We start from the raw sequence: 13718 nt of genomic DNA, 5'->3' as shown, positions 1-13718 counted from the left end.
CTCCTTTCGCCGCGCAGACGCGCGTCGGCTGGATACCGGCTCAAGGCCGGTATGACGGGGAGAAAAATGCTTCGTCTCAGAAAAAACCGGGCGATAGCGCGACAGAGTCACGTAACGCCAATCACTGCCATTTTTCTCTCAGGCCGACCCCATGACGAATTCTGACACTTGCGACCCGGTGCTCCACAGCGCGTGGCCGGAACGGCCTGCCTATGTCGGTGACGACATGCCGGATACCGCGCCTGAGACAAAGTCGCGGGCCGACAAGCTGGCTGCCGAGGATGCGGCGCGTAACGGCGAGCTAAGGCAGATGTTGAACGAGATGACGGAAGAGATGCGGGATCAGTTCCACCTGTACCGCACCCTGCGGCAGGAGAGCGAGGCGGCCCTGTTGGGGGCTGCGGATGGCGCTCCCGGCAAACAGGCGCGTGCCGATGTGAAGGCTGCGACGGATCAGCTTTCGCTGATCGTGCGCACGCTGGAGCGCATCGATGCCCTGCAACGGGTGCTGGCGGAAGAGAGGGAGGCGCTTGCCGCTGAGGACGAAACCGGTGCCGAGGATTACGAGGCCGCAGTGGCGCATTTCCTGAGGCGCATCGACGAATTGGCCGACCAGAAATGCCGCGCCAAGCTGGAGGCGACGCTGACGCCGGTTGCATGCCGGGAACCTGATGCATGACGGAGCTTTCGCCCGACCCTCATATCAAGGATCAGGTCTTTGCCCTTTCGCGCGACTGGCGTTTCCTTGGCAACCTGCCGCAGCAGCCGCCTGAGGGCGACTGGCGGACATGGCTTTTGATCGGCGGGCGCGGTTCCGGCAAGACCCGCGCCGGTGCCGAGTGGGTGCACGGCATTGCTTCCGCCGGCAAACAATCGGATTTGCGCATCGCGCTCATTGCGGAGACGCTGGGTGACGCCCGCGAGGTGATGATCGACGGTATTTCCGGCATCTGCCGCATCGCCCGCCGTCGCCGTCCCGCTTTCGAAGTCACGCGTCGCCGGCTCCTCTGGCCGAATGGCGCGATGGCGCAGGTGTTTTCCTCGGAAGACCCCGAAAGCCTGCGCGGCCCGCAATTCCACATGGCCTGGGCGGATGAGCTGGGAAAATGGAAATACCCGCAGGAAACCTGGGACATGCTGCAATTTGGCCTGCGACTGGGCGAGGCACCGCGGCAACTGGTAACCACCACGCCAAGACCCATTCCGCTGTTGAAGGCGCTGCTGGCCGATCCTTCAACCCGGGTTGCGCGAATGCCGACCGCCATGAATGCGCAGAACCTCTCGCCCGGTTTCCTGAAGGCGATGCAGGACCGTTATGGCGGCACGCGGCTGGGGCGTCAGGAAATCGGCGGCGAGCTGATCGACGAGCGCGAGGGCGCATTGTGGAAACGCGCCGATCTGGAAACAATTGTCGAGGTGACGGATGAGCCGCTCTCGCGGATCGTGGTGGCGGTCGATCCGCCTGCCGGCGCTGGTGAAAACTCCTGCTGCGGCATCGTCGTTGCGGGACTTGGCATGTCGGGCAAACTCGCCGTGCTTGCGGATTGTTCGGTGGAAGGCGAAACGCCAGCCGGCTGGGCCCGCGCCGTGGTCGCCGCCTTCCGCCGCCACGCGGCTGACCGGGTGGTGGCGGAGGTCAATCAGGGTGGCGAGATGGTGCGGGCGATGCTGCAAAGCGTGGACGCCAACCTGCCGCTCACTCTGGTGCGGGCCAGCAGAGGAAAATTCACCCGCGCCGAGCCGGTCGCCGCACTTTACGAGCAGGGCAGGGTGCGTCACGCGGCGCGGTTTGAGAAGCTCGAAGACCAGATGACGGATTTCGGACCTGACGGCCTGTCATCCGGTCGTTCGCCCGACCGGCTGGACGCACTTGTCTGGGCGATAACGGCGCTGACGACAATGGTGGTGAATGAGCCGAGGGTGCGGGGGATGTGAGGCGATGTTGGCCCACGTTCCGGCGTCACGGGTATGATATGCAAATGGGTGCGTCTTGCGTTCTTCTCCCCGAGGGGAGAAGGTCGCGGCAGCGGGATGAGGGGGCTATGGTCAAGATATTCGGAGAGGTTACCCCCTCATCTGACCCTTTGGGCCATCTCCTCCCCGGCGGGGAGAAGAAATTTTAGCTCCGTATCCGCCCATGATCGGGCGTCGGACAGGTCTTACTTCTTCGGAGATTGCGCCGGTTTCGGCTGCGAGCCGGTTTCGCGCATCTGGCGCCACTCGTTTTCGAGACGGTCATAAACGGTCTGGGGGATTGTCGCTGTCATGGTGGCATTCCTCCTTGAATTGTTAACGCAGCTGGATTGCGCGGTGAATGGAGTTAGCGCGCCAAGGTTCCGGAACTCAAGGAATTTTTTACCCCAAAACCACGGCCTGCGGATTAAAATCGATTAAGGTTTTTTCAAATCGATTTAGTCCTGACGGCCGTCATGTGGAAAAACCGGGCGATATATCGCCTCTCATTTTCAGGAGCCGGCTATGGCCTATGACGAGGCGCGATTCTTCGCGTCTGTGCGGGTTTCGATCTTTGGTGGCCGCCTGCGTGCCGCGCAACTTGCGGGGACGAAGACGATACTTGCCGGATGTGCAAAGGCTATGCCGCAAAGCGAAGCGCGCTGGCTGGCCTATATGCTGGCGACCAGCTTTCACGAAACGGCTGCCACCATGCAGCCGGTGCGCGAGACCCTGGCGGCAAGCGATGCGGAGGCGATTGCGCGGCTGGACCGTGCCTTTGCGGCCGGCCTGCCGATGGTTCGCAAGCCTTACTGGCAACGGGACACGGACGGAAAAAGCTGGCTGGGGCGAGGCTTCGTGCAGCTGACACATCGCCGCAACTACGAGGCCATGTCGGTGCTGACAGGCATCGACCTTGTGGAACGGCCTGAGCGGGCCATGGAAACGGAGGTGGCAACAGCCATCCTGATCCACGGCATGATCGCCGGCAGCTTCACCGGCCGCCGGCTTGCCGATTTCTTCGGCGCGCAGCGGGAGGACTGGGAGGGTGCACGCGCCATCATCAATGGCAGTGACCGGGCGCGGCTTGTGGCTGGCCACGCACGCGCATTTCATCGCGCCCTTGTCGCGGCGCGGATTGAACCGGGGCGGGCCAGATGATAACCCGTTACGCGCGCCCAGAAGGCCGCCTTCGAATTTTGCATGACAGGTGACACCGTGATCCGCCATATCGTTTTTTTCACCGTTCCCGAGGAAAACCGCGACGCCGTGCGCAAGGGGCTTTCCGGCCTCACCGCGATCCCGCATGCGCTGACCCTGGAAATCGGCGAGAACGTGAAGAAGGACCAATGGGGCAACTCGGTCGATTTCATCGTTTACGGCGAGTTCGAAAACGAGGCGGCGCTGGCGGCCTATAAGGCCGACCCCGCCTATGATCTTTCGACCCGCACCGTGAAGCCGCTGCGCGAAACCCGCGTTGCCGCTGATTTCAACAGCGACACGGCGGTGAAAGCGCCGATCCGGTAAACGTCCGGTTTCGGCTGCGAAAGTGACGTGCATCCGCACGTAGTCTGCTGAGAACGCGAGAAAACCTTTCCTCCGTCGTAGGGCTGACGCCCCCGGTACCCTCATTCCTGTGCTTGTCACAGGGATGAGGGCATCGGGTCCAAACACGCCATCAAAACAAGGACAACTCCATGCGATTTCCGTTTTCCCTGCCGTGGCTGCGCCCGGCGGATGGCAAAGCCGTGCCCGAAAGCAAAATGACGTCGGGTGCCTTCATGGCGGTGGCGAGGCAGGGCGGGCAGGCCTTCTGGTCCGGCCGGTCTTATGCCGCACTTGCCCGCGAAGGCTTCATGAAAAACCCGGTCGCCCACCGTGCCGCCCGCATGGTGGCGGAAGCGGCCGCATCGGTGAACTGGCTGCTTTATGACGGCGACGAGGAAATCGGCGATCATCCGCTGCTGGCGCTCCTGACGAAGCCGGGCGCGCATATGGGCGGGCCGGATTTTTTCGAGGCGCTGTATGGTCACCTGATGCTGGCCGGAAATGCCTATGTCGAACCTCTGATGATCGGCGGGCGTTTAAGGGAATTGCATCTGCTGCGGCCGGATCGGGTAAGTATTGTCGAGGGCGCGGATGGCTGGCCGGTGGCTTATGACTACCGCGCCGAAGGGCGCGCCTCACGCCGCATCGCCGCCGAGCGCGACGGGCTGGGGCTGCTGCATCTGAAACTTTTCCATCCGCTGGATGACCGGGCGGGTTTTGCGCCGCTGGCTTCCGCTGGTGCAGCACTTGATCTGCACAATGCCGCAAGCCAGTGGAACAAGCGGCTGCTCGACAATTCCGCCCGGCCTTCGGGTGCGCTGGTTTACCAGCCGAAGGAGGGCGGCAATCTTTCCACCGAGCAATATGAACGGCTGAAACGCGAGCTGGAGGAGGGGTATCAGGGAGCGATGAATGCCGGCCGGCCGCTGCTTCTGGAGGGCGGGCTGGACTGGAAGGCCATGGGCCTTTCGCCGCGCGACATGGATTTTCTGGAGGCCCGCAACGGCGCGGCCCGCGATATCGCGCTGGCGCTCGGCGTGCCGCCGATGCTGATCGGCATTCCCGGCGACAATACCTATGCCAATTACCAGGAGGCGAACCGCGCCTTTTATCGCCTCACCGTGCTGCCGCTCGTCAACCGCACGGCGGCAAGGTTGTGCGGCTGGCTCGCACCGGTCTTCGGCGCGGGGCTGCGTCTGGAGCCGGATCTCGATAAGATCGCCGGGCTTGCCGGTGAGCGGGATGCGCTGTGGAGCCGTATCGGCGCGGCCTCGTTTCTGAGCGACGAGGAAAAACGCGAAGCCGTCGGTTACTGAGGGGGCTAACCGCGCTTTCGCAGCCGTCTGTTTCTGCTGAACCATTTTCTGAAGTGGCGGATTCTCTTTGTGAGGCTTTCCGCCCAAGCTTTTCCGAAGACTCGTGAAATCACCCACCGCAGGCGCGCAAACAGCACCTGCGGGCGACGCGGTGCGTTCGCCCCGATTGCAACATCCTAAACCGGAATGATTACCCATGTCTGAATTCGCCAATGAGGCCGGCATCTGGGCCGCTCGCATCACCGGCGCCGTGGCGGGTGCCGGCGTGTCGCTTGTCTATCTGCTGCCGAAAAGCAAACGGGAAGCCGCGAGCCGTTTCATCACCGGGGTGTCCTGCGGCATGATCTTCGGCGGGCCGATCGGCCTGTGGATCGTGCAGCAGCTCGACATTGCCGGTGCGCTTTCCGGTCGGGAAATCATGGTGGCGGGCTCCGCCGCCGCAAGCATGATGGCCTGGTGGGGGCTGGGCGTGATGGTGCGCGTGGCCAGCCACTATGGCACACGCCCGCGCAGCTGAACCCGCGCCGCAAGGCGGCTTCATTTTCACATCGCAGGAGTTTCCCATGCACGCCTATCGCGGGCCACGTCCCGCCACGCGCAAATTCGCCAGTCTGGAACTGCGCGGCATCGCCGGCGACGGCACGTTTTCCGGTTATGCCAGCGTCTTCGGCGAGGTCGACCTCGGCCGTGACGTGATCGAGCGCGGCGCTTTCCGCCGTTCCATCGAGGAGCGGGGAGCGGCCGGCATCCGCATGCTCTACCAGCACGATCCGGCCGAGCCGATCGGCGCCTGGCGCACCATCCGCGAGGACGAGCGCGGGCTTTATGTTGAGGGCGTTCTGGCACCGGGTGTTGCCCGCTCGTGCGAGGTGCATTCGTTGATGAAGACCGGCGCGCTGGACGGGCTGTCGATCGGTTTCCGAACCGTCCGTTCGGGCAAGGCCGAACGTTCCGGTGTGCGGCGCATTCTGGAGGCCGATCTCTGGGAAATCTCGGTCGTGACCTTTCCTATGCTGCCTTCGGCGCGGGTGTCCGACGTCAAACATGCCCGCTTCTTCCGTGACCGCGAGACCGAACTGGCGCGCAGCATGCGCCGCGCCGCCCGCTCGCTGTTCGACACCACCTTCAAACGCTGACTTTCCGACACGCATTTCCGAAACAAGGATGGCGACATGACAGACCAGATGACAAAACCGGCGGCAATGACCGTTGCGCCGCAGGTAAAGGCCGTGCCCGACACGATGACGGCGGCCTTCGACGAATTCATGGAGGCCTTCGAGGCTTTCCGCGAAACCAACGACCAGCGGCTCAATGACATCGAACGCAAGATGGGTGCGGATATCGTGACCCGCGACAAGCTCGATCGTATCGACAGGGCGCTCGACGATAACAGAAAGATCATGGACGATCTGGCTCTCAGGAAGGCGCGGCCTGCGCTTGGCCGCAGGGATGCGCCCTCGCACGATGCCGAAGAGCATAAGGCGGCCTTCGAGGCCTATATCCGCCGGGGCGAGGAGGGCGCGCTGCGCGACCTGGAGGCCAAGGCCTTTGCCGGATCGAGCGGCGCCGATGGCGGCTTTCTGGTGCCGACCGAGACGGATGGCGAGATCGGCCGGCGCATGACGGCGATTTCGCCGATCCGGGCGCTCGCCACCGTGCGGCAGGTGTCCACGGCCGTGCTGAAGAAACCCTTCGCCGCCGGCGGACTGGCGACGGGTTGGGTCTCCGAAACTGCGGCCCGTCCCGAAACGGCGACACCGAAGCTGTCTGAGCTTTCCTTCCCGACCATGGAACTCTACGCCATGCCCGCTGCGACCCAGGGCCTGCTGGATGACGCGGCTGTTGATGTCGAGGCGTGGATCGCCTCGGAAGTGGATATCGCCTTTGCCGAACAGGAGGCTGCCGCTTTCATCGCTGGTGATGGCGTCAACAAACCGAAGGGTTTTCTCGCCTATACAGCCGTTGCCAATGACAGCTGGATCTGGGGCAATATCGGTTATGTCGCGACCGGCGTTTCGGCCGGCTTCGCTTCCGCCGGGCCGATGGATGTGCTGCTCGATGCCATCTATGGTCTGAAGGCCGGCCATCGCCAGAATGGCGCGTTCCTGATGAACCGCAAGACGCAGGCGGCGCTGCGCCGCTTCAAGGACACGACCGGCGCTTACCTCTGGCACCCGCCCGCCGCCGCCGGCCAGCCCGCCTCGCTGATGGGCTTTCCGGTAACGGAGGCGGAAGACATGCCGAATGTCGCGGCCAACAGTTTCGCCATCGCCTTTGGCGATTTCCGCTCCGGTTATCTCGTCGTCGACCGCACCGGCGTGCGCATCCTGCGCGATCCCTATTCGGCCAAACCCTATGTGCTGTTCTACACCACCAAGCGCGTGGGTGGCGGCGTACAGAATTTCGAGGCGATCAAGCTGGTGAAATTCGGGGTGAATTGACCCTCGACGGTGCCGCTCGTTTCTTCTCCCCGCCGGGGAGAAGGTGGCCCGAAGGGCCGGATGAGGGGGCAACGTTGCCGGATACCATTACCCTTGCCCCCTCATCCCGCTGCCGCGGACTTCTCCCCCATGGGGAGAAGAAACTTGTTGCACCCGCTCGCTCATCCAGCGCGTAATTGCGTCATCCCCGGAGACCCCATGACCTATGCCCTCATAAATCCGCCGCAGGCGGAGCCGCTGACCCTTGCCGAGGTCAAGGCGCATCTGCGTCTCGACGGCAGCGACGAGGATGCGCTTCTTGCAGCGCTGATCCGCACCGCCCGCGAGCATCTGGAGCGCGTGACCGGCCTCTGCCTGCTGCGCCAGACATGGCGGCTTTATCTCGACCAATGGCCGCAGACGGGTGTGATTCCGATTGCCAAGACACCGGTGCAAACCATCGAAACGATTCTGGTTTTTGGCATCGACGGGCGCGAGACCAATATCACCGCCGCTGATAAGTTACTGGACGGCGCGGCCCGTCCGGCGCGGCTGTGGCTGCGCGATCCGCCGGCCCCCGGACGGGTGATGAACGGTATCGAAATCGACTTCATCGCCGGTTATGGCGAGGCCGGGACGGATGTGCCGGATACGCTGAAACGCGCCATGCTGATGCATGTGGCGCAGATGTTCGCCTTTCGCGGCGCCGTTGCCCCGGAAAATCAGCCCGCAGTGGTTCCGGCCGGTTACGAGCGGCTGGTGACGCCCTTCTGCCGCATGGGGCTTTAAGTCATGAACCTCGTTTTTCTCGACCCCGGCAGGCTGACGGCGCGGCTGGAGCTTGAAATGCGGACGGAGATGCCGGACGGGCAGGGCGGTGCGCTGGAACGCTGGGATGTCCTGCGCTCACTCTGGGCGGCGATCGAACCGGTTTCAGAGGCGTCCCATGAGCGTGCTTCGGCCGAGGGCGTGACGATCACCCATCGCGTCTGGCTCACCTGGCGCAGCGATATCGCGGCCGGCATGCGCTTTCGCAAGGGCCGGCGCATTTTGAGCATTCGCACGGTGATGGATCCGGACGAGACCCGCCGCTTCATCGTCTGCCGCTGCGAGGAGGAAAGCCTGTGAGCGCTGCAAACGCACTTCTGAAGGCTGTTTTTGCGCGGTTGACGGGCGATGCGGTGCTGATGGCGCTGACATCAGGCGGCATCGTCGACCGGCTTCTGCCGCGCGCGCTTATGCCCTGCATCGTCATCGGCGAAATTGACAGCCGGGATTATTCGACCGCGACGGAAAAAGCCGAGGAACATGTCCTGTCGCTGGAAATCTGGAGCGATGCCGCCGGCCGCAAACAGGCCGGCGAAATCACAGAGCGGGTGAAAACCCTGCTCGATGATGCCGCCCTGCCACTCGCCAATGTCTCGCTGGTCAACCTGCAACTGCGCTCCTGCCGCTCGCGGCGCGAAGCAAAGTCGCGGAATTTCATCGCGGACATGCGTTTCCGCGCGGTAACGGAATGAGCCTCTTTCAGGAAGCCTGCCTGCGCATGGTCTTCCAAAGTACGAGCAGCAGCACAAACGAAATGCCGATCAGCACGGAAGCGATGGTCAGCATGGCCGAGACCCCGCCGCGATCCAGCGCCAGCGTGAAGATAACAGGCGCAAAGGCGATGGCGAGGTTCTGCGGCAGGGAAATGCGCGCGGCCTGAAGGCCATATTCTTCCGGCGAAAACACCGCCAGCGGCAGGACCGCCCGGCTGACGGTGAGCACGCCTGCGCCAAAACCGAAGAATACGATAAAACCGATGAAAGCCGGCATGGCCGGCGCAAAGGCCAGCAGCAGCAGGAGCGACACGAGCAGCAGACAGAGGCCGATCATGGCGGTGACGAACGGGTTGCCGTGTTTGCCAAGCAGGAAATCCAGCCCGCGCGCGGTGATCGCAAGCACGCTGCGGGCGGATGCCAGCTGAACGGCCAGCGATTGTGTCGCCCCCGCCTGAACCAGCAGCAAGGGCAGGAGCGGCGACAGGCCGAAGGTCGTAAACGCGCTGATCGTCGTCATTGCGGCCAGAAGCATGAAGGCGCGGCGTGTATCGACGGGCGGGGGCGAAGCCCCGGTCACCTCCCGCGACCCCGTGGCCTTGCGGGCCGGCCGCCCGGGAAGCACGAAGACGTAGAGGGGCAGAAGCACGAAGAGTTGCAGACCGGCATAGGCGACAAGCGTGCCGCGCCAGCCGAGATGCTGGTCGGCAAGCGCGGTGACCGGTAGGAAAACCGCCGCCGAAAGCCCGGTAAACAGCATCAGCAGCGTCAGCAACCGGCCGCTTTCCGCCCCGACGCGCTCCACCACAGCGGCATGGGCGGCCGTCGTCAGGCCACAGGTGGCGGCAAAACCGATCACGGCCCAGCCGAGCAGATAACTTGCCACACCGCCCGCAAAGGCGAGCACGGTGAAACCGGCGGCAAACAGCAATGAACCCGCCACAAGCACGGGTGCCGCGCCGTGGCGCACCAGCGTTCTTCCCAGAAGCGGACCGCAGAGCGCGCTGATCGTCATCATGACGGTGAGGCCGGCGAAAACCGCCTCGTTGGCGATGGCCAGTTCCTGCCCGATCCGCGGGCCGAGCACGGCCAGCATGTCGAACCCGCTGCCCCAGCTGATGATCTGCCCAACCGCAAGCACGCCGATAAGGCGCGCGCGGGACGGGAAGGGAGCGGCTTCGGACATGATGAAAATCAGGGGTGCGGAATGCGGAGAAACAATTGGTAGCAGGCCCATTGCGGCCCGGCAACATCAATCGAAACGGTAAGGAGAACAACATGGTGGCACAGAAGGGCAAGGACCTGCTGCTGAAGATCAACAGCGCCGGTTCCTATGTGACCGTGGCGGGGCTGCGAACAAAGCGGCTGGCCTTCAACGCGCAGGCCGTGGACATAACCGATGGCGAAAGTGCGGGGCGCTGGCGCGAGCTTCTGGCCGGCGCCGGCGTTCAGCGGGCGTCGCTGACGGCATCCGGCATCTTCAAGGATCAGGCGAGCGACGCGTCGGTACGCGGCGCGTTTTTTGCCGGCAGCATTCCGGGCTGGCAACTCCTCATCCCCGATTTCGGTACCGTGACCGGGCCGTTCCAGATCGTCGCGCTCGAATATTCCGGCCGCCACGATGGCGAGGTGCAATTCGAGATCGCGCTGGAATCGGCCGGTCCTCTCACATTCGGAGCACTGTGATGCCGCAGGGTTTGCGTTACGGGCGGGCGAACCGCCATCGCGGCGAGATCGAGGCGCTGATCGACGGCGAAAGGCGCATTCTCTGCCTGACGCTCGGGGCGCTGGCCGAACTCGAAACCGCCTTTCAGGCCGATGATCTCACCGCGCTCGCTGAACGCTTTGCGACCGGCCGCATGAAGGCCGCCGATATGATCCGGGTCATCGGCGCCGGCCTGCGCGGCGCGGGCAATCTCTTTTCCGACGAAGATGTGGCTGCGGCAACCGTGGAGGGCGGCATCATCGGCCATGCCGCGATCGTCGCCGATCTTCTGACCGCCACCTTCGGCGGCGCGAAAGGAGAAACACCGCCGGACCCTTGAGTGCCGCAGCAGGCGAGGCGAGGCCCCGCCCTTTCCCCTGGGAGGCGGTCATCCATGCCGGCTTCTGCCTGCTGCGGCTTTCCTCCGAAACCTTCTGGCGGCTGACGCCAAGGGAGTTTTTCGCGATGACGGGTGGCGCACGCGCCATCTCCCGCAGCCCCGATCGTCAGACGATGGAGGCGATGATGCGGCTGTTTCCGGACGGGTGAGGTGGACTTGTCTCGTTGCGGAAGCGGGGCGTTTTTTTTGAAAACGGCCAGACAATTCAAAAACATATCGTTCCGATTTGAATCAGAAAGGCAAGCGCGATGGCAGGCGAAGGATCTATTGCGGAGAACCGCGAGGAGGCGGAAGCGCTTGCGGATGTTATGGGCGATCTCGAAAAGCGCTCCGAGCGGTTCGGGGCGGCGCTGACCAGCGCCCTGCAGGCCGCAACGACGGGTGGCAAGGGGCTGGACGATGTGCTGCGGGGGCTCGGCGAACGCCTGTCCGGCATGGCGCTTTCGGCCGGTTTGAAGCCGCTGGAAAATATGATCGGCAATGCCGTTGGCGGGCTTTTGAACGGTGGCGGTTCCTTGTTTGCCTTTGCCGATGGTGGGGTGCCGGGGCGCGGCATCACGCCTTTTGCTGATGGCGGCGTGGTTTCCAGCCCCGCTTTTTTTCCGATGGGCGGTGGGCTGGGCCTGATGGGCGAGGCGGGAGCGGAAGCGATCCTGCCGCTGAAGCGCGGTTCTGATGGCGCGCTGGGTGTGGCCGCACCGGCGGGCGGTGGTGGTGCGCAGATCGTCTTCAACGTGACGGCCACCGATGCGGCGAGTTTTAAAAAAAGCGAAGGCCAGATCGCCGCCATGCTGGCCCGCAGCGTCGGGCGCGGCCAGCGCGGTTTGTGACGCATCGACCTTTCAACACAGCAAAAAGATTCCTGGAACAACGACATGGCGGCATTTCATGAAGTGCGGTTTCCGCTGCGGCTGGCGCTTGGTGTGAGCGGCGGGCCGGTGCGGCGGACCGATATCGTTAATCTCTCAAATGGGCGCGAGAGCCGCAATCAGCGCTGGAAGAATGCGAGGCGCGCTTATGATGCCGGCTCCGGCATCCGCTCGGTGGCTGATCTTTACGAGGTGCTCGCCTTTTTCGAGGCGCGGCGCGGTGAGCTTTATGGTTTCCGCTTTCGTGACCCCGTCGATTGCAAATCCTGTCCGCCGGGCGGGACACCTGCCGCCACAGATCAGAGGATCGGTACCGGCGATGGCACAACCGCACAGTTTCAGCTGGTGAAGACCTATGCCGATGCCGGCGGTGCCTTCATCAGGCGGGTGGAAAAGCCGGTCGAGGGCTCTGTCCTCGTTTCGGTCGAGGGGGTGAAGGTGCCGCCTTCGGATGTGTCGGTGGATCATCTAACCGGCACGGTGACGTTTCGTGCCGGCAAGGTGCCACCTGCCGGTGCGGCGATCCGGGCGGGTTTCGAATTCGACGTGCCGGTGCGCTTTGCGATCGATCGCATCGACGTCAACCTCACCGCCTTCGAGGCCGGCCGCATTCCCTCCATTCCCTTGATGGAAATCCTGCCATGAAGACCGTTCATCCGGCCCTAGCCACGCATCTGCAGGGCGATGCCACCACCACCTGCCATTGCTGGAAGGTGACGCTGAAGGATGGCGCCGTGATCGGCTTTACCGACCACGATGAGACGTTATCCTTTGCCGGCACGGCCTATCTGGCCGCCAGCGGTTTCGGGGCGAGCGACAGCGACAGCGAAACCGGGCTGGGTGCGAGTGCGGGCGAGGTGGCCGGCGGTTTTTCCAGCGAGGCGATCGCGGAGGATGATCTGGCGGCCGGTCGTTTCGATGGCGCACGGGTGGAGCTTTTTCTCGTCAACTGGCAGACGCCGGATGAGTATATGCTGCTTTCCATACGCGAGATCGGCGAGGTGACACGGGCGGGCGGGGCGTTTCGCGCCGAGTTGCGCAGCCTTGCCCATCGCCTCGGCCAGCCGCAGGGCCGGGCCTATGGGCGGCGTTGCGATGCCGCACTGGGTGACCGGCGCTGCGGCGTCGATCTTTCGCGGTTCACCGGCAATGGCAGCGTGGTGGCGGTGGATGCGGTGAGCAACCTGCTGGTCTCGGGGCTTGATGCTTTCGCCGATGGTTTCTTCAGCAGGGGGAAGTTGCGGTTTTTGAGCGGCATACTCGCCGGCAAGGGGTTCGACCTCGACGGTCATGTGCGACGCGACGGCGGCACGCTTCTGTCCTTCTGGCTCGCGCCGGAACGCATGCCATTGCCGGGAGACGGTTTTTCCATAACCGCCGGCTGTGACAAGAGTTTCGCCACGTGCCGAACGAAATTCGCCAATCACCTGAATTTCAGGGGCTTTCCGCACCTGCCGGGGGCGGATTTCGCCTATTCCTATGCCAGCGGCGGCCAGACCCATGATGGCAAGGCACTGTTTCCATGAGTGATACCGGAGAAAAAGTGCTGGCGCTGGCGCAGGGCTGGCTGGGCACGCCTTACCGGCATCAGGCCTCTTTGCAGGGTGTGGGCTGCGATTGCCTCGGCCTGATCAGGGGCATCTGGCGTGAACTTTATGGCGCGGAGCCGGAGCTGTTGCCGCCCTATGCGCCTGATTGGGCCGAACGCGGCGGTGAAGACCGGCTGATGGCGGCGGCGAAGCGCCACTTTCTGGCGGTGCCTGATATGGACGAGGCAAGGCAGGGCGACCTCTTGCTGTTTCGCTGGCGGGCCGATGCGGCGGCAAAACATCTCGGCATCCTCGCCGGGCCTCAGCATTTCATCCACGCCTATGAACAGGCCGCAGTGGTGTGTTCCACGCTGGTGCCGGGCTGGAAGCGGCGCATCGCCGGTGTTTTCCGGTTCCCTAATCCCTGAATTTTCGAG

19 protein-coding genes are annotated in these 13718 nt (G+C 63.8%); 18 read left to right on the top strand and 1 reads right to left on the bottom strand.

Features of this window, described 5'->3' with window-relative positions; translation table 11 throughout:
* The first annotated feature begins 151 nt into the window (after nt 1-151).
* From M0412_RS08005 to M0412_RS07955, 11 genes are all read left to right on the top strand, one after another.
* A complete protein-coding gene (locus M0412_RS08005; RefSeq protein ID WP_269698444.1) occupies nt 152-679 on the top strand; it encodes a hypothetical protein in 528 nt (175 codons plus the stop codon).
* The gene (locus tag M0412_RS08000; RefSeq protein WP_269698443.1) at nt 676-1935 is read left to right on the top strand and encodes a DNA-packaging protein; all 1260 of its coding nucleotides are present in this window, start codon (nt 676-678) and stop codon (nt 1933-1935) included. Before M0412_RS08005 ends, M0412_RS08000 begins: the two co-directional genes overlap by 4 nt.
* A gap of 543 nt (nt 1936-2478) precedes the next feature.
* Nucleotides 2479-3114 (top strand): hypothetical protein, encoded by a 636-nt coding sequence (locus tag M0412_RS07995; protein ID WP_269698442.1) that lies wholly within the window; start codon nt 2479-2481, stop codon nt 3112-3114.
* 57 nt (nt 3115-3171) lie between these two features.
* Nucleotides 3172-3480, top strand: a complete 309-nt coding sequence (locus tag M0412_RS07990) for a Dabb family protein (RefSeq protein WP_046798947.1) — start codon at nt 3172-3174, stop codon at nt 3478-3480.
* A gap of 170 nt (nt 3481-3650) precedes the next feature.
* Nucleotides 3651-4817, top strand: coding sequence for a phage portal protein (locus M0412_RS07985; protein WP_269698441.1), 1167 nt, complete (start codon nt 3651-3653; stop codon nt 4815-4817).
* Between the two features lie 196 nt (nt 4818-5013).
* Nucleotides 5014-5334, top strand: a complete 321-nt coding sequence (locus tag M0412_RS07980; protein ID WP_046798657.1) for a DUF6107 family protein — start codon at nt 5014-5016, stop codon at nt 5332-5334.
* 46 nt (nt 5335-5380) lie between these two features.
* Entirely contained in the window at nt 5381-5953 is a 573-nt protein-coding gene (locus M0412_RS07975) for an HK97 family phage prohead protease (RefSeq protein WP_225245168.1), read from the top strand.
* Nucleotides 5954-5989: 36 nt separating this feature from the next.
* Nucleotides 5990-7258, top strand: coding sequence for a phage major capsid protein (locus tag M0412_RS07970; protein WP_269698440.1), 1269 nt, complete (start codon nt 5990-5992; stop codon nt 7256-7258).
* Nucleotides 7259-7456: 198 nt separating this feature from the next.
* A complete protein-coding gene (locus tag M0412_RS07965; protein WP_269698439.1) occupies nt 7457-8026 on the top strand; it encodes a head-tail connector protein in 570 nt (189 codons plus the stop codon).
* A gap of 3 nt (nt 8027-8029) precedes the next feature.
* Nucleotides 8030-8365, top strand: coding sequence for a phage head closure protein (locus M0412_RS07960; protein WP_269698438.1), 336 nt, complete (start codon nt 8030-8032; stop codon nt 8363-8365).
* Nucleotides 8362-8757: a DUF3168 domain-containing protein gene (locus tag M0412_RS07955; RefSeq protein ID WP_110757522.1), complete on the top strand. Its 396-nt coding sequence runs from the start codon at nt 8362-8364 to the stop codon at nt 8755-8757. Before M0412_RS07960 ends, M0412_RS07955 begins: the two co-directional genes overlap by 4 nt.
* A 7-nt stretch (nt 8758-8764) precedes the next feature.
* On the opposite strand, the gene M0412_RS07950 is transcribed toward M0412_RS07955, so the two are convergent.
* Nucleotides 8765-9964 carry an MFS transporter gene (locus M0412_RS07950; protein ID WP_269698437.1) on the bottom strand — a complete coding sequence of 400 codons (1200 nt, stop codon included), beginning with the start codon at nt 9962-9964 and terminating at the stop codon, nt 8765-8767.
* A gap of 92 nt (nt 9965-10056) precedes the next feature.
* Here M0412_RS07950 and M0412_RS07945 point away from each other — a divergent pair, with 92 nt between their 5' ends.
* From M0412_RS07945 to M0412_RS07915, 7 genes are all read left to right on the top strand, one after another.
* Nucleotides 10057-10464: a phage major tail protein, TP901-1 family gene (locus M0412_RS07945; protein ID WP_269698436.1), complete on the top strand. Its 408-nt coding sequence runs from the start codon at nt 10057-10059 to the stop codon at nt 10462-10464.
* The gene (locus M0412_RS07940) at nt 10464-10823 is read left to right on the top strand and encodes a gene transfer agent family protein (protein WP_269698435.1); all 360 of its coding nucleotides are present in this window, start codon (nt 10464-10466) and stop codon (nt 10821-10823) included. The genes M0412_RS07945 and M0412_RS07940 overlap by 1 nt, the downstream gene beginning before the upstream one ends.
* The gene (locus tag M0412_RS07935) at nt 10820-11032 is read left to right on the top strand and encodes a rcc01693 family protein (RefSeq protein WP_137083832.1); all 213 of its coding nucleotides are present in this window, start codon (nt 10820-10822) and stop codon (nt 11030-11032) included. The genes M0412_RS07940 and M0412_RS07935 overlap by 4 nt, the downstream gene beginning before the upstream one ends.
* Before the next feature lie 99 nt (nt 11033-11131).
* Nucleotides 11132-11713, top strand: a complete 582-nt coding sequence (locus M0412_RS07930; RefSeq protein ID WP_269698434.1) for a phage tail tape measure protein — start codon at nt 11132-11134, stop codon at nt 11711-11713.
* Between the two features lie 45 nt (nt 11714-11758).
* The gene (locus M0412_RS07925; RefSeq protein WP_269698433.1) at nt 11759-12397 is read left to right on the top strand and encodes a TIGR02217 family protein; all 639 of its coding nucleotides are present in this window, start codon (nt 11759-11761) and stop codon (nt 12395-12397) included.
* A complete protein-coding gene (locus tag M0412_RS07920; RefSeq protein WP_269698432.1) occupies nt 12394-13278 on the top strand; it encodes a DUF2163 domain-containing protein in 885 nt (294 codons plus the stop codon). The genes M0412_RS07925 and M0412_RS07920 overlap by 4 nt, the downstream gene beginning before the upstream one ends.
* Entirely contained in the window at nt 13275-13709 is a 435-nt protein-coding gene (locus M0412_RS07915; protein WP_269698431.1) for an NlpC/P60 family protein, read from the top strand. The genes M0412_RS07920 and M0412_RS07915 overlap by 4 nt, the downstream gene beginning before the upstream one ends.
* Nucleotides 13710-13718 lie beyond the last annotated feature (9 nt).

The organism is Agrobacterium sp. O3.4 (genome assembly GCF_041414895.1).
In the GTDB taxonomy this organism is placed as follows: Bacteria; Pseudomonadota; Alphaproteobacteria; order Rhizobiales; family Rhizobiaceae; genus Agrobacterium; species Agrobacterium cucumeris.
This window is presented reverse-complemented; position numbering and strand designations above follow the sequence as displayed.